Raw genomic sequence first — 19,128 nt, forward strand, 5'->3', positions numbered from 1 at the left:
CACCAGAGAAGCACTCCATCGCCCTAGGAAAGGCAGAACACCATGAGGAAGACGACACTCGCGGTCACCGCGCTCAGCGTCACCGCAGCCCTCGCGCTCGCCGGTTGCGCCGGAGGCTCGTCGGGAGACAGCGCCGGCGGCAGCGACGAGGCAGCCGACATCCGGGTCTGGCTGAACGGCACCGACACCCCGCAGGATGCCCGTGACTACCTGGTCAGCACGTTCGAGAAAGACCACCCCGGCTCCACCCTCACCATCGAGGAGCAGTCGTGGACGGGGCTCGTCGACAAGCTGACGACGAACCTCTCGGGCTCCGACAGCCCCGACGTGGTGGAGGTGGGCAACACCCAAGCGGCGGCCTTCACCTCGGCGGGCGCCTTCGCCGACCTCTCCGGCGTCGAGGACGAGCTCGGCGGCGACGACCTCCTCCCCGGGTTCGTCGAGGCGGGCAGCTACGACGGGAAGCTCTTCGCAGCCCCGTACTACTCGGGCGCGCGACTGGTGTTCTACAAGAAGGACCTGCTCGCGAACGCGGGCCTCACGGTTCCCACCACGCTCGACCAGTACGTCTCGAACGGTGTGGCGCTCGCCGCGGCCAATCCCGGCGTCTCGGGCATCTACTTCCCGGGCCAGGACTGGTACAACGCGCTGCCCTACATCTGGGAGGCCGGTGGCGAGATCGCCACGCAGAGCGGCGACACCTGGACGTCGAGCTTCTCCAGCCCCGAGTCGATCGCGGGCCTGAAGCAGGTGCAGGAGGTCATGACGAAGGCGAGCGTCGCCCCGAAGGACGGCAACGAGACCGACCCGCAGGTACCGTTCTGCGAGGGGACGGTCGCGAACCTCAGCGCCCCCAGCTGGGTGAAGGGCTCCATCCTGGCCCCGGCCGACGCGGATGCGCCCGGCTGCCCCGATCAGGAGGCCAACCTCGGCGTCTACGCGCTCCCGGGTGCGGACGGCGGCGCGGCGCACGTGTTCGCGGGTGGCTCGAACATCGCGGTGTCGGCGAACTCGGCCCATCCGGAGCTCGCCACCGATGCCCTGGAGATCATGCTGAGCGACGAGTACCAGACGATCCTCGGCGAGAACGGGCTCGTGCCGGCCAAGATCTCGCTCGCCTCGACGCTCGGCACCGACGAGGTGGCCACGGCCATCGCGGAGGCCGCGGCCAACGCCAAGCTCACCCCGGCCTCGCCGAAGTGGGCCGACGTGGAGGCCTCGGGCGCCCTGCAGGACTTCTTCGTCAGCATCGCCCAGGGCGGTGACGTGGAGGAGCTCGCGAAGGCCCTCGACGAGAAGATCGACGGCATCCTGAACTCCTAGAGCTCGAGCCGTCGAACCAGACGGTGGCCGGGGCGGCGCGCGAACACCGCCATCGGCCACCGTCGGCCCCGTGCCCATCGCCCTAGGAAGGTGATTGGCGCATCCGCAATCGTAGTAGGAGTACCGTCTGATGACCTCGCCAGTGCTGCTCGTGCGCGAGCACGAGTCCGGGGGTGTGCAGGAGCTGCCGCCCGATCCCGGAACCGCGAAGCGCCCACGCGCCCGGTTCACCCCGATCCTGCTGCTCGTCCCCGCCCTGATCGTGCTCGCCGCGGTGATCGGCTGGCCTCTGGTGCAGCTGTTCGTGATGTCGTTCCAGGAGTTCGGACGCGCCCAGGTGTTCGGGGCGCCGGCTCCGTTCATCGGGCTCGACAACTACACGCGGGTGCTCGGCGATCCGCAGTTCTGGGCGGTGCTCGGCCGGAGCCTGCTGTTCTGCGTCGCCAACGTGGTCACGGCGATGGTGCTCGGCACCTCGGTGGCGCTGCTGATGAAGCGCACCAATCGCTTCTTCACCGTGCTGGTCTCGGTGGGCCTGCTGCTCGCCTGGGCGATGCCGGCGCTCACCGCCACGATCGTGTGGGGCTGGATGTTCGACACCCAGTACGGCGTGGTGAACTACCTGATGGAAGCCGTGTCGGGCCAGGACTTCACGAACCACTCCTGGCTGATCGACCCGTTCTCGTTCTTCGTGGTGGCCACCATCATCGTCACCTGGGGTGCCGTGCCGTTCGTGGCGTTCACGATCTACGCCGGACTCACCCAGGTGCCCGACGAGGTGCTCGAGGCGTCTCAGCTCGACGGCGCCGGGGCGTGGCAGCGGTTCCGCCTGATCGTGTTCCCGTACCTGCGGTCGATCTTCGTGGTGGTGGTGATCCTGCAGGTCATCTGGGACCTGCGGGTGTTCACCCAGATCTTCGCGTTGCAGGGCATCGGCGGCATCAAGGAGCAGACCTCGACGCTCGGCGTCTACATCTACCAGACCTCCATCGGCGGCGGCGATTACGGCACCGGCGGTGCCATCGCGGTGATCATGGTCGTCCTGATGGTGGCCATCTCGCTGTTCTACGTGCGCCGGAGCCTCAGGGAGGAGGAGCAATGACCAAGAAGCGACTCACGGGCGTCCTGCTCGGCACCGCCTCGATCGTGGTGTTCGCCTGTTCGGTGTTCCCCGTGTACTGGATGGTGAACACCTCGCTGCAGCCCAACAACGAGATCCGCGGCAGCGTGCCGAACTTCTGGCCCCAGCACCTCACCACGGCCAACTACGAGACGGTGATCTTCGATCCGGGTCGGGCGCCGTTCCTGCCGGCCCTCGGCAACTCGCTGCTCGTGACGGTGTCGACTGTGGTGATCGCGCTGGTGTTCGCCTTCCTCGCGTCGCTCGCCGTCACCCGTTACCGGTTCCGCAGCCGTAAGGCGTTCATCTTCGCCATCCTGATCATCCAGATGATCCCGGCCGAGGCCATGATCGTCTCCACCTACCGTGTGCTCGACGGCTGGAACCTGCTCAACACCATCGCCGGGCTCACCCTGGTCTACGTGGCGACCGTGCTGCCGTTCACCATCTGGACCCTGCGCGGTTTCGTGAACGGTGTTCCCATCGAGCTCGAGGAAGCCGCCATGATCGACGGCTGCTCGCGCACCGGCGCCTTCTGGCACATCACCTTCCCCCCTGCTCGCGCCCGGGCTCGTGGCCACCGGTGTGTTCGGCTTCATCCAGGCCTGGAACGAGTTCTTGCTGGCCCTGGTCGTGAACTCGCGCCCCGAGATGATGACGCTGCCGGTGTGGCTGCGCACCTTCCAGCAGGTCACCGGCACCACGAACTGGGCGGCCATCATGGCGGGCTCGACGCTCATGGCCATCCCGGTGATCGTGTTCTTCCTGCTCGTGCAGGGGCGCATGACGTCGGGTCTCGTGAGCGGGGCGGTGAAGGGATGAGCCGCTCCGCCGTGCTCGGCACCCTGCTGCCCGGTTTCGAGGGCACCACCCTGCCGGCCTGGGTCGAACGGATGCTCGGCGAAGGCCTCGCCGGGGTGTGCCTCTTCGGCGAGAACGTCGAGTCGCCGGAGCAGCTCCGCGCCCTCACCGCCGCCGTTCTGGCTGCGAACCCCGAAGCTCTGATCGCCATCGACGAGGAGGGCGGCGACGTCACCCGGCTGTTCTACGACCGCGGGGCCCCGTATCCCGGCAACGCGGTGCTCGGCCGGCTCGACGACGTCGAGATCACGCGGTCCGTCGGGTCTGCGGTCGGCGCAGCCCTCCGCGACGTGGGAGTGAACCTCGACTTCGCCCCCGACGCCGACGTCAACTCCAACCCGCTGAACCCCGTGATCGGTGTGCGGAGCTTCGGTGCCGATCCCGCGCTCGCGGCCCGGCACACCGTCGCGTGGACCGAGGGACTCCAGTCGCGCGGTGTCGCGGCGTGCCTGAAGCACTTCCCGGGGCACGGCGACACCGCGCAGGACTCGCACCTCGCCCTCCCTCACGTCGATGCGCCGGCCGAGGTGCTGCGCGAGCGCGAGCTGGTGCCGTTCGCCGCCGGAATCGCCGCCGGGGCCCGCACGGTCATGACGAGCCACATCGTCCTCGACCGCCTCGATCCCACGCGGCCCGCCACGTTCTCGCCGGACATCCTCACGGGCATCCTGCGCGGCGAGCTCGGCTTCGACGGCGTCGTGGTGAGCGACGCGCTCGACATGGCCGGCGCGAGCGGCAGCATCGGCATCCCGGCAGCGGCGGTGGCGGCGCTCGCCGCGGGCTGCGACCTGCTCTGCCTCGGCACCGGGAACACGGCCGCGCAGCTCGACGGCATCGTCGACGCCGTCGAGGCCGCACTCGAGAGCGGCTCGCTAGACCCCCGGCGTCTCGACGGCGCGCAAGCTCGCAACCGGCAGCTCGCCGGCTGGTTGCGCTCGGCTGCCGTCGACGACTCGTCTCCCGCCACGGTTCCGGATGCCCGTACCGTCGCCACCGCGTTCTCCTGGACGCCCGAGGCCGCCGACCTCCTGACCGGCCCCGGCTGGCACGTGGTGCGCATCGACACCGCTGCGAACAGCGCCATCGGTGTGGTGCCCTGGGGGCCGTTCCGCTCCCTCGGAGATCGGGGCGTGCACCTCCTCGGGCAGGAGATGCTGGAGGACGACTGGCGCACTTGGGTCGGTGACATACCCCGTGAGGCATATGTCCTGGTGATCGGCAAGGACAACGAGCGACGGCCCGAGGTGGTGGCCCTCGTCGACGAGCTGCGGCGACGGCAGCCGCGTGTGGTCACCGTCGACATGGGGTGGCCGGGATCCGACGAACGCTACGCGGGTGTGGCCACCTACGGCGCCTCGGCGCTGGTGGGGGAGGCGCTCGCCGAGGTTCTCGTCGAACGGGCGGTGCGCACATGAGGCTCGGTCTCGACATCGGCGGCACCAAGACGGATGCGGTGGCCGTGGACGACCAGGGCGACGTGGTCGAACGCGTGCGCCTGGCCACCGGCTTCGGCGCCGAAGCCGTGGTGGACACCGCCCTGGAGGGCATCGCCCGGGTGGCGCGCCTGACCGGACGCGACCCGGCGGAGTTCGACTCGATCGGCATCGGCATCCCGGGGCAGGTGGACGCCCGGGCCGGCGTGGTCTCGCACGCCGTGAATCTCGGTTTCGACGAACTCGAGCTCGGTCGCATCGTCACCGACCGCATCGGCTGTCCGGTGAAGGTGGAGAACGACGTCAAGGCGGCGGCGCTCGGCGCCTATCACCTGATGACGGCCCAGCCCTCGCTCACGGCCCGGTCGATGGCCTACCTCAACCTCGGCACGGGCCTCGCCGCCGGACTCGTGATCGACGGCGAGCTCTGGCGGGGCGCCCGCGGAGCGGCCGGCGAGATCGGCCACATCCCCGTCGACCCGAACGGAGTGCTCTGCCCCTGCGGCCAGCGGGGCTGCCTCGAGACGCTCGCCTCGGGCACCGCCATCGCGCGCCGCTGGTCACCCCACGACGCCACCGGCGACGAGATCCCGGCGCGCTCGCTGATGGCCGCTGCGGATGCCGGAGACCCGGAGGCCGTGGCCATCCGGGGGCTGCTGGTCGACAACGTGGCCGCCGCGGTGCGCGTGCTCGTGCTCACCGTCGACGTGGAGGTGGTGATGATCGGCGGCGGTCTCAGCAACCTCGGGCAGTGGCTGCTCGACGAGGTGCGTCGGGTTCTGGCATCCTGGGCCGAGGAGTCGCCGTTCTTGGCGTCGCTCGGGCTCGAGAGCCGGGTTCTGCTCGTACCGGCCGGCTTTCCCGCCGCTGCGGTGGGGGCGGCGCTCGTGGGAGCGCCGGCCGGCCGAGGCGGCCGGAGCGAGAGGGTCGGCGCATGGCAGAAGTGATCGTGGTGGGCTCGCGAACGGCCGCGGGCGCTCTCGTGGCCGAGGCCGTCGAGCGCCTGGTGCTGCAGAAGCCGGATGCGGTGCTCGGCCTGGCCACGGGCGACACCCCGCTGCCGGTGTACCGCGCCCTCGCCGAACGGGTGCGGGCCGGGCTCGACCTCTCCGGCGTGCGGGGCTTCGCGCTGGACGAATACGTCGCTCTCCCGGCCGACCACCCGCAGAGCTACCGCACGGTGATCACCCGTCAGGTGGTGAAGCCGCTCGGGCTCGACCCGGCGGCCGTGCACGTGCCCGACGGGCGCCCGCTCGGCATCGAGACCGCGGGCGAACGCTACGAAGACGCGATCCTGGCCTCGGGCGGGGTCGACCTGCAGCTGCTCGGCATCGGCACCGACGGGCACATCGGGTTCAACGAACCCGGCTCGTCGTTCGCCTCGCTCACGCGGGTGAAGACGCTCACCCGGCAGACCCGGGAGGACAACGCGCGCTTCTTCGACTCGATCGACGACGTGCCGGTGCACAGCATCACCGAAGGGCTCGGCACCATCCTGCGGGCGCGGCGACTGGTGCTGCTCGCGTTCGGGCGCGGCAAGGCGCGGGCCGTGGCGGCGGCGGTGGAGGGCCCGCTGTCGGCGAGCGTGCCGGCGTCGGCCATCCAGCTGCACGCCCGCGCCACGGTGGTGGTCGACGAGGAGGCGGCTTCCGAGCTCGCCGAGCTGGAGTACTACCGCGACGCCTTCGCGCAGAAGCCCATCTGGGACCCGGTCATCCTCTAGCCGAGGTGGCCGGGCGGGTCAGCGGAAGATGATGGTGCGGGCCCCGTCGAGCAGCACGCGGTCCTCCGCGAACCACTTCACCGCGGTGGTGAGTGTGCGGCTCTCCTCGTCTTGCCCGATGGCCACGAGCTCGGCCGGAGTGCGGGTGTGGTCGACCCGCACCACGTTCTGCTCGATGATCGGCCCCTCGTCGAGGTCGCTCGTGACGAAGTGGGCGGTGGCGCCGATGAGCTTGACACCTCGCGCGTGCGCCTGCTTGTAGGGGTTCGCACCCTTGAAACCGGGGAGGAAGGAGTGGTGGATGTTGATCATCCGGCCGGCCAGCCGCTCGCACAGCTCGGGCGAGACGATCTGCATGTACCGGGCGAGCACCACGAGCTCGATGTCGTACTCGTCGACCGCCTCGATCACGCGACGCTCGAACGCGGCCTTCGACTCCGCATCCGTCACCGGCAGCGACTCGAACGGCACGTCGTAGAAGCCGGCGAGGTCGCGGAGCGATCCGTGGTTGGAGAGCACGAGCGGGATCTCGACCGGCAGCTGCCCGGCCCGGCGGCGGAACAGCAGGTCGTTCACGCAGTGCGCGGCCGTGGAGGCGAGCACGAGGGTGCGCAGCGGCCGGCCCACCGTGTCGAGCCGCCACTGCATGCCGTAGCGCTCCACCACGGGCGCGAGCGCCGCCTCGAACACCTCGCGGCCGGCCTCCGACTCCACCTGCAGGCGCATGAAGAACCGGCCGGTGTCGGAGGAGGAGAACTGCTGGCTCTCGGTGATGTTTCCGCCCGACTCCACCACCGCTCCGCTCACCGCGTGCACGATTCCGGGCAGGTCGGCGCAGACGAACGTGAGCACCCAGTGATTCCGCGGCAACGACATGTTCTCTCCTCTTGCCTGTCTCAGGCTCTCCGCTAGAATAGTCAGTGGTCGCGCGGTCATCGTTCGGCCACGGGCATGTACGAAGTCGTCGCCGTCTGCGAGACGCTTTTTTCGCCACGGTGCTTCAGGTCGTCAGGAACCGGCACTCGAGCCTCCTCTGTCCGCCGAATTTCGAGATGTCTTCGAATGGTGCGCACTGCTGTGACCACATTTCTGCCTCAGACCGGGTCGGTGCCGGTCGTGAAACGCTTCCCCTGGGGCGGCCTGATCGTTCTGGCGACGGCCGTCTTCCTCTCGGTGACCGCCGAGATGATCCCCACCGGCCTCCTGCCCGAGATGAGCTCCGGCCTCGGCGTCACCGAGTCGCAGACCGGTCTGCTGATCAGCTTCTTCGCCTTCGCCGTGGTGCTCACCAGCGTGCCGCTCAGTCTGCTGTTCAAGCGCATCCCGCGTCACCTGCTGCTGGTGGGCGTGCTGATCGTGGTGGCCGTCACGAGCGTTCTGGCCTCCCAGGCCCCGAGCTACGAGTTCCTCGTGGTGGTGCGCATCATCGGCGGCATGGCGCACGGCGTGTTCTGGGGCGTGGTGGGCGCCTACTCGGCGCACCTCGTTCCGAAGGAGCAGATCGGCCGGGCCGTGGCGCTCACCACCGGCGGCGGAACGCTCGCGTTCGTGCTGGGCGTGCCGCTGGCCACCACCGTGGGCCACGCGTTCGGCTGGCGCATCCCGTTTCTCGCCGTGGGCCTGCTGGCGCTGCTCGGCGCGGTGCTGCTGTGGTTCATGCTGCCCCGGGTCGACCACCTCCAGCACACCGCTCCGGATGCGGGGCTCACCGCGAGCGGTCGCCGTCGCCGCTTCGTGTGGAACGACAGCATCCCGGCCGTCGCCCTGGTGTGCATCTTCGCCGCCGTGGTGACGGTGGGCCACTACAGCTTCTACACCTACATCGCCCCCTTCATGATCGACCGCATGGGGGTGGCCGAGGGTGAGGTGGGTCTGCTCCTGCTGGTCTACGGCGTCGCCGGCGCCGTCGGCCTCGTGATCGCCGGAGCGCTCTTCGGCAAGCGCCCGTCGACGGGGCTGGTGCTCGCGCTCGTCACCACGGCCGTCTCCGTGCTGCTGCTGGCGGTGTTCACGGCGAACCCCGTGGTCGCGGTGGGGGCCTTCGCGCTGTGGGGCGTGGTGTTCGGCATCATCCCGACGCTCATGGCCACGCGGTTGATGCACGTGGCCGACCCCGCCATCCGTGACTCGGCCAGCGCGTTCTACTCCACGGCCTTCAACGTGGGCATCGGCCTGGGAGCCGTCGTGGGTGCCTTCTTCCTCGACACCTTCGGCCTCGAGGCGCTGCCCTGGGTCGATCTCGTGGCCATCGCGATCTCGGGTGCGCTCCTGCTCGCGACGCCGGCTCTCACTCGCCGTGGCCGCCGCTCCTGAGGTAGGCTGACGGCGTCGCAACTGGCGTTCAGATGGTCACCATCGGGAAGCGACGGACAGGGATTCGGCCGCGCGCCTGGGTCGATACAGATCCCGACACTCTGTCCGTCATGCCGAAAAGGAGCCACCCGTGTCCGACACCTTCAACTCGCCCCTCAGTGAAGTCGATCCCGAGATCGCGGAGGTGCTGAAGCTCGAGCTCGGCCGCCAGCGCGGCACGCTCGAGATGATCGCCTCCGAGAACTTCGTGCCTCGCGCCGTGCTCGAGTCGCAGGGCTCCGTGCTCACCAACAAGTACGCCGAAGGCTACCCGGGCCGCCGCTACTACGGCGGCTGCGAGTTCGTCGACATCGCCGAGGAGCTGGCCATCGCCCGCGCCAAGTCGCTGTTCGGCGCCGAGTACGCCAACGTGCAGCCGCACTCGGGAGCCACGGCCAACGCGGCCGTGCTCTCGGCCATCGCGACGCCCGGCGACACCATCCTGGGCCTCGAGCTCGCGCACGGCGGGCACCTCACCCACGGCATGAAGCTCAACTTCTCGGGCAAGCTCTACAACGCGGTGTCCTACGGCGTCGACCCCGAGACCTTCCTCGTCGACATGAACGTGGTGCGCGACAAGGCGCTCGAGCACAAGCCGCAGGTCATCATCGCCGGTTGGTCGGCCTACCCGCGTCAGCTCGACTTCGCCGCCTTCCGTGCCATCGCCGACGAGGTGGGCGCCAAGCTCTGGGTCGACATGGCGCACTTCGCCGGCCTCGTGGCCGCGGGTCTGCATCCCTCGCCCGTTCCCTTCGCCGACGTCGTCTCGTCCACGGTGCACAAGACCATCGGTGGCCCCCGCTCCGGCTTCATCCTGAGCCGCGACACGGCGCTGGCGAAGAAGCTCAACTCCAACGTCTTCCCCGGCCAGCAGGGCGGCCCGTTGATGCACGTCATCGCGGCCAAGGCCACCGCCTTCAAGCTCGCCGCCACCGATGAGTTCAAAGACCGCCAGGTTCGTACGCTGAGCGGCGCCCGTCTGCTCGCCGAACGCCTGGTGGCCGACGACACCCGTGCCGCCGGCGTCGACGTGCTCACCGGCGGCACCGACGTGCACCTCGTGCTCGCCGACCTGCGCACCAGCGAGCTCGACGGCCAGCAGGCCGAAGACATCCTGCACGAGGTGGGCATCACGGTGAACCGCAACTCGGTGCCGTTCGACCCGCGCCCGCCGATGGTCACCTCCGGCCTCCGCATCGGCACGCCGGCGCTCGCCACCCGCGGCTTCGGCGACGTCGAGTTCACCGAGGTGGCCGACATCATCGCCACCGCCCTCAAGCCGGCTCCGGATGTCGAGGCGCTCCGCGCCCGCGTTCTGACTCTCACCGACGGCTTCCCGCTCTACCCGGGCCTCGAGCAGTGGTAGCCGTTCGGCTCGACGGCGTCGCGACAGCGTCGGCGCTGAAGGCGGAGATCGCCACGCGCGTCGAGGCGCTGCGGGCGCGCGGCATCCGCCCCGGGCTCGGCACGCTGCTCGTCGGCAGCGACCCCGGGTCGATCTCCTACGTGGCCGGCAAGCACCGCGACTGCGCCGAGGTGGGCATCGAGTCGGTTCGGGTCGATCTGCCCGACACCGCCACCGAGGGCGAGGTGCGCGCCGCGATCGAGCAGCTCAACGCCGACGACTCGGTGACCGGCTACATCGTGCAGCTGCCGCTGCCGAACGGCATCGACGAGAACGCGATGCTCGAGCTGATCGACCCGGCGAAGGACGCCGACGGCCTGCACCCCACCAACCTCGGGCGTCTCGTGCTCGGGGTGGCCGGCGAACTGAACTCGCCGCTGCCCTGCACTCCGGCGGGCATCGTCGAGATGCTGCGGCGCTACGACGTGCCGCTCGCGGGCAAGCACGTGGTGGTGGTGGGCCGCGGCCTCACCGTGGGCCGCCCGCTCGGGCTGCTGCTCACCCGCAAGGGAATCGACGCCACCGTCACGCTCACGCACTCCCGCACGGCCGATCTGGCCGCCGAGGTGCGCCGGGCCGACGTGGTGGTGGCTGCAGTCGGCGTGCCCGGTCTCATCCAGCCCGACTGGGTGAAGCCAGGAGCGGCGGTGCTCGACGTGGGCATCACCCGCGTGGTGATCGAGGAGACCGGCAAGGCGCGCCTCATCGGCGACGTCGACCCCGGAGTCGCCGAGGTCGCCGGCCACCTCTCACCGGTTCCCGGGGGAGTGGGCCCGATGACCCGCGCGATGCTCCTGGCCAACGTGGTCGACGAGGCCGAGCGCCGCGCCCGCTGACCCGTTCGGCCCCGCCGAGTTGCGCCGAATCGCCCCTTCCTGCCCCGCCAGAGGGCGATTCGGCGCAACTCGGCGGGGGCGATTTAGGGTGGAGTCATGAGTGCTCCCACCGGTGACCAGTACCCGCTCGCCCTCGAGTCCGAAGGGCGTTCGGTGGCCGCCGTGGTCACCGAGGTGGCGGCGGGCATCCGGTCGCTCTCGGTCGACGGGGTCGACCTCGTGGAGCCGTTCGCCGAGTCGTCGACGCCGCCCGGGGCAGCGGGCATCGTCCTGATGCCCTGGCCCAACCGGGTGGCGGGCGGCCGCTGGATGCTCGACGGCGCCGTGCAGCAGCTCGACATCACCGAGCCGAAGTACGGCAACGCCAGCCACGGGCTGCTGCGGTACACGGCCTATCGGGTGGTGGCTCAGGAGCCCTCGCGGCTGCTGCAATCCGCATCCGTCTTTCCGCAGCACGGTTACCCGTTCCGCCTCGACACCACCGTCGAGCACGCGCTCACCGCCGAGGGCATGACCGTCACGCACACGGTGCTGAACGCGTCGGCTGAGCCGGCTCCGGTGGCCGTCGGCGCGCATCCGTATCTCCGCATCGGCGACGTGCCGGTGGAGGAGCTCACGGTCACCGTCGATGCGACGACCCGTTTCGTCACCGACGAGCGCCAGATCCCCGTGGCCGAGGAGCCCGTGGTCGGCACGGAGTACGATCTCGCCCACGGTCGCCGCATCGGCGATCTGGCCATCGACGACTGCTACGGCGGGGTGGCGATGACGGATGGCCGCAGCCGGCAGCGGGTGCAGGCCCCCGACGGCCGTGCGGTCGAGCTCTGGGCCGACGCCGACTTCGGCTTCGTGCAGGTGTTCACTCCGCCGGCGTTCGCCTCGATCGACGGTCCGCGGAAAGCGATCGCCATCGAGCCGATGACGGCTCCCGCCGACGCCTTCAACTCGGGCCGGGGACTGCGCTGGCTGCAACCGGGGGAGCGCTGGGAACTGCGGTGGGGCATCCGATTCCTGGCCGAACCGTCTGGCCGCTGAGCCGGGATCTCGGCGGGCGCGGCGCACCCGCGCATCGTCATCTGCACCACGATCGGGCCGGCCGGCCGCATCCGCTCATCGGTATGCTCGCCTCATGACTGACGCGCGGCCCGTTCCTCGACCGCGGCGGCGCTGGCTGGTACCCGTGGCCGTGCTCGTGGCGGTGGCGGTGTACGCGGTGGTCGTGCTGCTCTACGCGGGCAGCTACCGGGTGTCGAGCGATGCGTGCCATACGGTCGTCGAAGGAACCGACGGCGCGACGGTGGTACTGCAGCCTTCGGCGGTGCACGCGACCAATCAGCGCATCGAGTTCCAGCTCACGCCGCAGCTGTCCGGCGCACTTCTGTCCAACGACAACTTCACCCCGAAGAACGACCTTTCGGTGTTGATCTCCCCGGTGGACGGGTCGCAAGTTCTGACGTTCAAGGGCGGGGACGCCCTCGCGGGGTCGACTCAGTCGGTCTACGCCGAGGGAGTCGTCGAGGAATGGCCGTTCGACACCTACCGTGCCGAGGTGACCGCGGTGGCGTTCACGGGGCAGGGCGACGACAAGGTGACCATCCCTACGACAGTGTGCCTGCACGACAGTGTGCCAGGGTGGCAGTTGAGCACCGAGATGGTCTCGGACACCGACAATACCGTCGAGACGACGGCGGGCACGGTGCCCCTGCCGAGTGTGGCCATCACGGCCACACGAACCGCCAGTACGGTGGCGTTCGGCATCGTGCTGCTTGCCTTGATGGCGCTGATTCCGGCGCTCGTGCTGTTCGTGGCGATCAGCACCTACACCGGCCGCCGCAAGGTCGAGGCCACTCTCACGAGCTGGATGGGGGCGATGCTCTTCGCCACCATTCCGCTCCGCAACTTCTTGCCGGGATCGCCGCCCGTGGGGTCGTGGATCGACTACCTGATCGTGCTGTGGGTGATCGTAGGGCTCGTCGCCGGGCTGACCATCTACGTCCTGGCGTGGAACCGATGGGGAACGCGGGTGGCACCGCGAGGCTCTGCGCCGCCGCCCGATCCGCTCGACTGACCCGACTGCTGACCCGCCGGGTTGATCCTGTCGATCGGCCGCCGACCTGGAGCTCAGCGGAGTGTGGGCAGGATCCCCAGCAGCACGGCTGCGGTCACGGCGCAGGCGGCGGTGACGGCCACGAAGGCCGCCACCCACACGACCGCGGGGATGTGCGTGAGCCGGGCGAGCGCATCCGCGTCTGAGGTGCCCCGGCGACTGTGGCGCCGGGTGAACCCGAGTTCGACGGCCGAGCGCACCGACCCGGCGACGAGCACCAGGCAGAGCAGCAGCGGCAGGGCCGATCCCACGCCGCTCGGCAGCAAAAGGATGCCCGCCACCAGCACCGCGCCCACAGCCAGCACCACGGCGCCGCCCACCACGTTGCGCACGAGCACCAGTGCCAGCAGGAGCAGCACCACGAGCCCGATCACCACCGCGACGGCCTGACCCGCTACGGTGGCCCACACCCCCGCCAGCCCGATCAGGGCGGGGCCCGGATAGCCGGCGGCGAACGTGAGCACCACGCCGAGGCCGGTGGGCCGCCCGCGCGACACCGTGAGACCGCTGGTGTCGGAGTGCACCCGGATGCCGCCCAGCCGCCTCCCGGCCAGCGTCGCCACGATGGCATGCCCGCCCTCGTGCGCCAGCGTCACCGCGAACCGCGCGACGCGCCACACGGGAGTCACGGCCACGATCACGAGCGCCACCCCCACGGCGACGAGTGCCGACACCACCGACGGTGCGGCCGCCCGCTCGATCAGCAGCGCCCACGTCTCCGAAACCCACTCCACCCCAGCACGCTACCGGCTCCGCCTCCGAGCCCGCCCGGCGACCGGCCACCCGGCGCCGGATGCCAGGCGCCGCGAGGTCTTGTCCTGCACAGGGATGCCATACAAAGCTCGCCGACTCGTGCCGTGCAGTGAGCCCTCGGCGGTCGTCCGACAGGTAGTCTTGTGTCAAGTGGATCGGGAATGCTCGATCGGCGTCAGGCCTCTGGGAATCCCGGAGGCTTTTCGCTTGTCACGGATAGACCTTCAATCCGAAACCTGCCGTCTTGCCACTCGGTGACCGCACTATCTTCGACGCGATGATCGACCAGGAGCGGTTCGACTGTTCGCCTCTCACCACGGAGAGACCGATCGGCCGCGCGATCATGTCGGCCAGCTGTAGGCCGGTGCTGTTCGCGGACTTCGGAGCGCACTTGAAGGCCAAGGTCTGGGCCAGACCGCGAATGCGCGTGGTGTCGAGCACGCGCCGGAACTCGAGTTCCAGCAGCCGGTCCTCCTGCTTGCCACGGCTCTCGAAGACGACGTGGGTCGTGCGTCCGACCTGTTTCCTCGCCTGCAGTTGGAAGAAGACGCGCTCCAACCCGTACTCGAGCGCCACGTGGTAGGGATTCTCCTGCAGACCGCGCCGTGCGATGAACTCGTGCTTGTTGATCACACAGGACACGACCCCGAACCGAGCGCGATCGATGATGCCGCTCAGTTCGTCCATGAAGCGGGCACGCACGTCCGCACGGAGAAGGATGTCGAAGGGCGGGAGAGACTTCCGGATCTCACGTTCGTGCAGCACGACCATGTCATGGCCGAAGTGACGGAACTTGAGGCGTTGTACCGCCGGGACGATCTGGTCGACGTAGTCCTGGACGGGGAAGATGCAGAAGGCCAGAACAAAGACCGGAAACTCGGGGTTGACCTTCCTGAGCTCATGGTCGCCGCTCTCATCTACGTAGACGACGTAATCTCCGAACCGCATCGCACTCCTTCTTGCATGAGAATAGCTCAGGTAAGAGTGTGGTGGGATGCAGAGGAGCGGCTACCCCTCGATGTCGTCGAAGTCGCTCGCCGAGCAGGTGACGAACGCGAACTCGCCGGTCGCCGTCTGAGTGGAGACGACCTCGCCGTCGACCGTGATGGTGCAGGTGATGGTGGCCGACTCTGAGCCCGAGTTACCGCTGAGGAAGAACGTGTTGAAGTCGAACGTGCCGCCGGTCTCGACGGTGAAGTCCTTCACGAAGGGGGCCGCGACCGCCGTGCTGGACTCCGTGCCGGAGTTGCCGCTGGTGTACGTCGAGTACGTGACGTCGACCGTGGGGAGCGTGCTGGTGACTTCGTACGTCACGTCGACGGGCGCCGCAGCCGCGGCGGAGTTCGACGCCTGTACGTCCTTGATGCCGTCGCTGACCGCGCTGGCGAACCCGGCGGTGTACACGATCGCCAGGATGATCGACAGGATCGCGGCCACGACGCTCACGATGAGGCCCGCGATCGCGATTCCCTTGGCCTTGCCTTTCAGCACGAGCCCGATGACGCCCAGCACGATGCCGATGAACGCGAGGAAGCCGGTGCCGTAGTTCAGGAACGGGACGAACGCGCCGAGAAGGGCGAGCCCACCCACGATGAGCGAGGCGATGCCGACGCCATTCGTTCGGGATGCAGCCGGAGGTGCCGGCTGGTACGGGGCCTGCGGCGGGTAGTAGGGAGGCTGCTGTGAGTTAGTCATGTGTCGATCATGACAGAGGAGGCCCGCTTACCGACGCCGATGTCTCACGCGAGGTGGGCCCGGAGGGGCTCGAACCCTCGACCCGCGGATTAAAAGTCCGATGCTCTGCCAACTGAGCTACAGGCCCTCGGGTCAAGGCTATCGCGAATTGGAGGCGGCCCGCGGCCTGCCGGGTGTTCCCTGTGCGCAGAAGAGGTGCGGGAACGGATGGGGGATGCGTAGCGTTGGACTCCTCGAATGCCCGCACCCCGGCAGAACGGCAGGTTCCCCACCGCATGGCTGACGACTTCCATCGCCCCGCCCTCTTCGACAACTCGGCCTTCGAGGCCTTCCAGGGCGGAGACGACCCCGCCACCATCAATCGCGTCGCCCACGAGACGGCCGGTGCCCTGCTCAGCCGGGTGCGCGACGACCCGCAGCCCGACGTGATCGAGCGCCTGCTCGCCTTCACCGACGACCACGGTATCGACGCGATCGCCGAACTCTGGGCCCGCGCCTCCGCCCACAGCCTGCCGGGGAGCCTCTGGCGCATCTATCTGCTGCGCGTGCTCATCCGGCAGGACCCGGAGCTCGCGAGCTATTTCTTCGAGCGCGGCTCCAACCTCATCCAGAGCATCGACCCCGTGGTGGCCGGCGCGGAGTCGCCGACCGGCCCGAAGGAGATCACCGAACTCGCCGACCGCATCCTCACCGGACTGTTCACCGGCGATTTCGCGGTGGCGCTCGACCGGGCGGCATCCTTCTGCCGGATCATGGCGCAGGGCTGCGTGAGCATCGCGGATGACGCCGAGATCGGCGCACCCGAGACGGCCACCACCCTCACCACCCGGGCCCTGCGGTTCGAGACCATCGGCGGCGACCTGGCGGAGTCGGCGTCGCTCTGGCGGCACGACAGCCTCGAATGACCGGCTAAAATAGGAGAGTCGGGCCGCAGTAACCCCGGGCTCCAAAATTCGCCGCTCCGAGCGGCCTTCCGCCGAGAGGCGTTTCTGCGGCCCGGCACCTCCCACGAAGCTCCCCGGCGAACCGGCAGAATGCCCCCGATCGCAAACCGGATGCCGCCGTGTTCCGAATAACGATTGTGGACATCGACCGAGGCACCCAGGCTCTCCTCCAGCCGCGAGGTGTCATGCTAGAACTCGTGACCACCGATCGAGACCGCCGAGACGACGACGGCGGTGACCCGGCCAGCACGCTCGACCAGCTCCTCGTGCAGGTGGCCCAGGGTGACCAGCAGTCGTTCTCCGAGCTCTACGACCGCGTCGCACCACGCATCCTCGGCCTCGTGCGCCGCGTTCTCGTCGACCACGCCCAGAGCGAGGAGGTCACCCAGGAGGTGATGCTCGAGATCTGGCGCACCGCCACCCGCTTCGAGGCCGGCCGGGGCAGCGCGATGGCGTGGATGCTCACCATGGCCCACCGCCGTGCGGTCGACCGAGTGCGTTCCTCGCAGGCCGGTCACGACCGCGACGAGCGCATCGGTCTCCGCGACATCGAGCCCGACTACGACCACGTGAGCGAGTCGGTCGAGATCCGCATCGAGCACGAGCGGGTCAAACGCGCCATGACGCAGCTCACCGACCTGCAACGCGAAGCCATCTCGTTGGCCTACTACGGCGGCTACAGTCACAGCGAGGTGGCCGCTCTCCTCTCTATCCCGGTGGGCACGGTCAAGACGCGATTGCGCGACGGGATGATCAGACTTCGAGACGCCCTGGGGGTGACGGCATGACGAACGACAACAGCACCACGGACGGTGGCGACGACTTCGACGCCCGCCTGCTCACGGGCTCCTTCGCTCTCGACGCACTGAGTGCCGAGGAGGCCTCGGCGCTCGAGAGCCTGCTCGGCAGTTCCGACTCGCTCCGTGAGGAGACCGACGAGCTCGTCGAGACCGCTGCGCTTCTGGGGTTGTCGATCGCTCCCATCGAGCCCTCGGCGCGGCTGAAGAGCGAACTCATGGCGAAGCTCTCCCTCACTCCGCAGCTTCCGGCGCTGCCGCATCAGATTCCGGATGCGCCGGCAGCCGCCGAGCCGGTCGCCGCCGAGCCGGCAGCGGCCGAGCCGGCAGCAGCGGCGCCTTCATCCGCCGAGTCCCGCGCCCGGACACGGTGGTTCGCCCGTCCGGCCGGCGCGCTGGCCGCGGTCGCGGCGGCGGCGGCCTTGTTCGTGGGCGGCGGCTTCGTGGGCAGCGCCATCGTGAACGGTACCGGCAGCTCGAACGTGGCCGATTCGTCGGCGGCCGAGCTCGCTCGCATCACGGCCGCGGCGGACGTGCAGCGCGCATCCGTCGACGTCGCGGGGGGCGGAACCGCCACCGTGGTGTGGTCGAACGAGCTGGGCCGCTCGGCGGTGCTCGCGGAGGACCTGCCCGAGCTGCCCGAGGGCAAGGTCTACGAGGCCTGGTACATCGATTCGAAGGGCCCGGTTCCGGCCGGCACGTTCGACGCGGCGGCCTCGGGAACCTCGTGGCACGTGCTCGACGGCTCGTTGACGGCCGGCGACGTGGTGGGCGTGACGGTGGAGCCGGCCGGAGGCTCCCAGCAGCCCACCACCGAGCCCATCTTCGCGGTGCAGTCGGCCTAGCCCGACAATCCCAAAAGGCCCGAAAAGCGGCGGCGTGTACGTCGCTTTTCGGACCTCGGGGCGGCCGAATCGGTCAGGGCCTCTAACCGGTCGCACCGTGCGCCGCAGGGGCGGCGGCGCACCAGAAAATCAGCGGCTTTCGATCAACCGAAGCGGCCCGAGACGTAGTCTTCGGTGTCTTTCACGGTGGGGTTCGAGAAGATCGTGGTGGTGTCGTCGTACTCGATGAGCTTGCCCGGCTTGCCGGTGCCCGCGATGTTGAAGAACGCGGTGCGGTCGCTCACTCGCGACGCCTGCTGCATGTTGTGCGTCACGATCACGACCGTGTACTCCGCCTTGAGCTCCTCGATCAGGTCTTCGATGGCGAGGGTGGAGATGGGGTCCAGCGCCGAGCAGGGCTCGTCCATCAGGATGACGTCGGGCTGCACCGCGATGGCACGGGCGATGCAGAGGCGCTGCTGCTGGCCGCCCGAGAGGCCGGAGCCGGGGAGGCCCAGGCGGTCCTTCACCTCGTTCCAGAGGTTGGCGCCGCGCAGCGACTTCTCGATCAGCGCGTCGGAGTCGGACTTCGACATGCGCTTGTTGTTGAGCTTCACGCCGGCGAGCACATTCTCACCGATCGACATGGTGGGGAACGGGTTCGGTCGCTGGAACACCATGCCCACCTGGCGGCGCACGAGCACGGGGTCGACACCCTGGCCGTAGAGGTTGTTGCCGTCGATCAGCACCTCACCCTCGACGTGGGCGCCGGGGATGACCTCGTGCATGCGGTTGAGCGTGCGGAGGAAGGTGGACTTGCCGCAGCCCGACGGGCCGATGAAGGCGGTGACCGTGCGGGGCTCGATCTTCAGGGACACGCCTTCGACGGCGAGGAAGTTGCCGTAGTAGACGTTGAGGTCGTTGACTTCGATGCTCTTGGACAAGCGAGTTCCTT

General features: G+C 69.2%; 18 protein-coding genes, 1 tRNA gene and 1 riboswitch. Of the genes, 13 read left to right on the forward strand and 6 right to left on the reverse strand.

Translation table 11 applies throughout. The features are described from left to right. Positions 1 to 42: 42 nt before the first annotated feature. The 5 genes from ACEXOR_RS03530 (at position 43) to ACEXOR_RS03550 (ending at position 6,460) form a co-directional block, all read left to right on the forward strand. Positions 43 to 1,323, forward strand: a complete 1,281-nt coding sequence (locus tag ACEXOR_RS03530; protein WP_374848003.1) for an extracellular solute-binding protein — start codon at positions 43 to 45, stop codon at positions 1,321 to 1,323. Between the two features lie 130 nt (positions 1,324 to 1,453). After that, positions 1,454 to 2,425, forward strand: a complete 972-nt coding sequence (locus ACEXOR_RS03535) for a carbohydrate ABC transporter permease (RefSeq protein WP_374848004.1) — start codon at positions 1,454 to 1,456, stop codon at positions 2,423 to 2,425. Beyond that, the gene (locus ACEXOR_RS03540) at positions 2,422 to 4,719 is read left to right on the forward strand and encodes a glycoside hydrolase family 3 N-terminal domain-containing protein (RefSeq protein ID WP_374848005.1); all 2,298 of its coding nucleotides are present in this window, start codon (positions 2,422 to 2,424) and stop codon (positions 4,717 to 4,719) included. Before ACEXOR_RS03535 ends, ACEXOR_RS03540 begins: the two co-directional genes overlap by 4 nt. Continuing rightward, a complete protein-coding gene (locus tag ACEXOR_RS03545) occupies positions 4,716 to 5,684 on the forward strand; it encodes an ROK family protein (protein ID WP_374848006.1) in 969 nt (322 codons plus the stop codon). Before ACEXOR_RS03540 ends, ACEXOR_RS03545 begins: the two co-directional genes overlap by 4 nt. Continuing rightward, positions 5,672 to 6,460, forward strand: a complete 789-nt coding sequence (locus ACEXOR_RS03550; RefSeq protein WP_374848007.1) for a glucosamine-6-phosphate deaminase — start codon at positions 5,672 to 5,674, stop codon at positions 6,458 to 6,460. The genes ACEXOR_RS03545 and ACEXOR_RS03550 overlap by 13 nt, the downstream gene beginning before the upstream one ends. An 18-nt stretch (positions 6,461 to 6,478) precedes the next feature. Here the strand turns inward: ACEXOR_RS03550 and purU are convergent, their stop codons facing one another. Continuing rightward, positions 6,479 to 7,336: a formyltetrahydrofolate deformylase gene (purU, locus tag ACEXOR_RS03555; protein ID WP_374848008.1), complete on the reverse strand. Its 858-nt coding sequence runs from the start codon at positions 7,334 to 7,336 to the stop codon at positions 6,479 to 6,481. A 240-nt stretch (positions 7,337 to 7,576) separates the two neighbouring features. On the opposite strand from purU, the gene ACEXOR_RS03560 reads away from it, so the two are divergent. The 5 genes from ACEXOR_RS03560 to ACEXOR_RS03580 all read left to right on the forward strand — a co-directional run bounded on the left by ACEXOR_RS03560 (position 7,577) and on the right by ACEXOR_RS03580 (position 13,121). Then, entirely contained in the window at positions 7,577 to 8,773 is a 1,197-nt protein-coding gene (locus ACEXOR_RS03560) for an MFS transporter (RefSeq protein WP_374848009.1), read from the forward strand. A gap of 7 nt (positions 8,774 to 8,780) precedes the next feature. Next, positions 8,781 to 8,862: riboswitch (ZMP/ZTP riboswitch) on the forward strand. Positions 8,863 to 8,903: 41 nt separating this feature from the next. After that, positions 8,904 to 10,178: a serine hydroxymethyltransferase gene (gene glyA / locus ACEXOR_RS03565; RefSeq protein WP_374848010.1), complete on the forward strand. Its 1,275-nt coding sequence runs from the start codon at positions 8,904 to 8,906 to the stop codon at positions 10,176 to 10,178. After that, positions 10,172 to 11,053, forward strand: a complete 882-nt coding sequence (locus ACEXOR_RS03570) for a bifunctional methylenetetrahydrofolate dehydrogenase/methenyltetrahydrofolate cyclohydrolase (protein ID WP_374848011.1) — start codon at positions 10,172 to 10,174, stop codon at positions 11,051 to 11,053. The genes glyA and ACEXOR_RS03570 overlap by 7 nt, the downstream gene beginning before the upstream one ends. Before the next feature lie 96 nt (positions 11,054 to 11,149). Continuing rightward, positions 11,150 to 12,088, forward strand: coding sequence for an aldose 1-epimerase family protein (locus ACEXOR_RS03575; protein WP_374848012.1), 939 nt, complete (start codon positions 11,150 to 11,152; stop codon positions 12,086 to 12,088). A gap of 94 nt (positions 12,089 to 12,182) precedes the next feature. Continuing rightward, the gene (locus ACEXOR_RS03580) at positions 12,183 to 13,121 is read left to right on the forward strand and encodes a DUF8686 domain-containing protein (protein ID WP_374848013.1); all 939 of its coding nucleotides are present in this window, start codon (positions 12,183 to 12,185) and stop codon (positions 13,119 to 13,121) included. Positions 13,122 to 13,174: 53 nt separating this feature from the next. Here ACEXOR_RS03580 and ACEXOR_RS03585 read toward each other — a convergent pair whose 3' ends face one another. The 4 genes from ACEXOR_RS03585 to ACEXOR_RS03600 all read right to left on the reverse strand — a co-directional run bounded on the left by ACEXOR_RS03585 (position 13,175) and on the right by ACEXOR_RS03600 (position 15,735). Next, positions 13,175 to 13,894, reverse strand: a complete 720-nt coding sequence (locus ACEXOR_RS03585; protein ID WP_374848014.1) for a M50 family metallopeptidase — start codon at positions 13,892 to 13,894, stop codon at positions 13,175 to 13,177. Positions 13,895 to 14,123: 229 nt separating this feature from the next. Beyond that, complete coding sequence (locus ACEXOR_RS03590; protein WP_374848015.1) at positions 14,124 to 14,861, reverse strand: DUF3800 domain-containing protein; 738 nt, start codon at positions 14,859 to 14,861, stop codon at positions 14,124 to 14,126. A gap of 60 nt (positions 14,862 to 14,921) precedes the next feature. Continuing rightward, positions 14,922 to 15,608, reverse strand: coding sequence for an MmpS family transport accessory protein (locus ACEXOR_RS03595; protein WP_374848016.1), 687 nt, complete (start codon positions 15,606 to 15,608; stop codon positions 14,922 to 14,924). A 54-nt stretch (positions 15,609 to 15,662) separates the two neighbouring features. After that, positions 15,663 to 15,735: transfer RNA gene (locus ACEXOR_RS03600), tRNA-Lys, on the reverse strand. A gap of 148 nt (positions 15,736 to 15,883) precedes the next feature. Here ACEXOR_RS03600 and ACEXOR_RS03605 point away from each other — a divergent pair. From ACEXOR_RS03605 to ACEXOR_RS03615, 3 genes are all read left to right on the forward strand, one after another. Beyond that, on the forward strand, positions 15,884 to 16,513 hold the full coding sequence (locus ACEXOR_RS03605) for a DNA-directed RNA polymerase subunit beta (RefSeq protein ID WP_374848017.1): 630 nt from the start codon (positions 15,884 to 15,886) through the stop codon (positions 16,511 to 16,513). Positions 16,514 to 16,737: 224 nt separating this feature from the next. After that, positions 16,738 to 17,340: a sigma-70 family RNA polymerase sigma factor gene (locus ACEXOR_RS03610; RefSeq protein WP_374848018.1), complete on the forward strand. Its 603-nt coding sequence runs from the start codon at positions 16,738 to 16,740 to the stop codon at positions 17,338 to 17,340. Further along, positions 17,337 to 18,194, forward strand: a complete 858-nt coding sequence (locus tag ACEXOR_RS03615; RefSeq protein WP_374848019.1) for an anti-sigma factor — start codon at positions 17,337 to 17,339, stop codon at positions 18,192 to 18,194. Before ACEXOR_RS03610 ends, ACEXOR_RS03615 begins: the two co-directional genes overlap by 4 nt. A 143-nt stretch (positions 18,195 to 18,337) precedes the next feature. Here ACEXOR_RS03615 and pstB read toward each other — a convergent pair whose 3' ends face one another. Continuing rightward, the gene (gene pstB, locus ACEXOR_RS03620; protein ID WP_374848020.1) at positions 18,338 to 19,117 is read right to left on the reverse strand and encodes a phosphate ABC transporter ATP-binding protein PstB; all 780 of its coding nucleotides are present in this window, start codon (positions 19,115 to 19,117) and stop codon (positions 18,338 to 18,340) included. Positions 19,118 to 19,128: the final 11 nt, after the last annotated feature.

Source organism: Herbiconiux liangxiaofengii (assembly GCF_041927335.1).
In the GTDB taxonomy this organism is placed as follows: domain Bacteria; phylum Actinomycetota; class Actinomycetes; order Actinomycetales; family Microbacteriaceae; genus Herbiconiux; species Herbiconiux liangxiaofengii.

Coding starts and splice junctions, on each gene's coding strand:
- ACEXOR_RS03530 (WP_374848003.1), top strand. CDS start 43: ATGAGGAAGACGACACTCGCGGTCACCGCGCTCAGCGTCACCGCAGCC.
- ACEXOR_RS03535 (WP_374848004.1), top strand. CDS start 1,454: ATGACCTCGCCAGTGCTGCTCGTGCGCGAGCACGAGTCCGGGGGTGTG.
- ACEXOR_RS03540 (WP_374848005.1), top strand. CDS start 2,422: ATGACCAAGAAGCGACTCACGGGCGTCCTGCTCGGCACCGCCTCGATC.
- ACEXOR_RS03545 (WP_374848006.1), top strand. CDS start 4,716: ATGAGGCTCGGTCTCGACATCGGCGGCACCAAGACGGATGCGGTGGCC.
- ACEXOR_RS03550 (WP_374848007.1), top strand. CDS start 5,672: ATGGCAGAAGTGATCGTGGTGGGCTCGCGAACGGCCGCGGGCGCTCTC.
- purU (WP_374848008.1), bottom strand. CDS start 7,336: ATGTCGTTGCCGCGGAATCACTGGGTGCTCACGTTCGTCTGCGCCGAC.
- ACEXOR_RS03575 (WP_374848012.1), top strand. CDS start 11,150: ATGAGTGCTCCCACCGGTGACCAGTACCCGCTCGCCCTCGAGTCCGAA.
- ACEXOR_RS03580 (WP_374848013.1), top strand. CDS start 12,183: ATGACTGACGCGCGGCCCGTTCCTCGACCGCGGCGGCGCTGGCTGGTA.
- ACEXOR_RS03590 (WP_374848015.1), bottom strand. CDS start 14,861: ATGCGGTTCGGAGATTACGTCGTCTACGTAGATGAGAGCGGCGACCAT.
- ACEXOR_RS03595 (WP_374848016.1), bottom strand. CDS start 15,608: ATGACTAACTCACAGCAGCCTCCCTACTACCCGCCGCAGGCCCCGTAC.
- ACEXOR_RS03605 (WP_374848017.1), top strand. CDS start 15,884: ATGGCTGACGACTTCCATCGCCCCGCCCTCTTCGACAACTCGGCCTTC.
- ACEXOR_RS03610 (WP_374848018.1), top strand. CDS start 16,738: ATGCTAGAACTCGTGACCACCGATCGAGACCGCCGAGACGACGACGGC.
- ACEXOR_RS03615 (WP_374848019.1), top strand. CDS start 17,337: ATGACGAACGACAACAGCACCACGGACGGTGGCGACGACTTCGACGCC.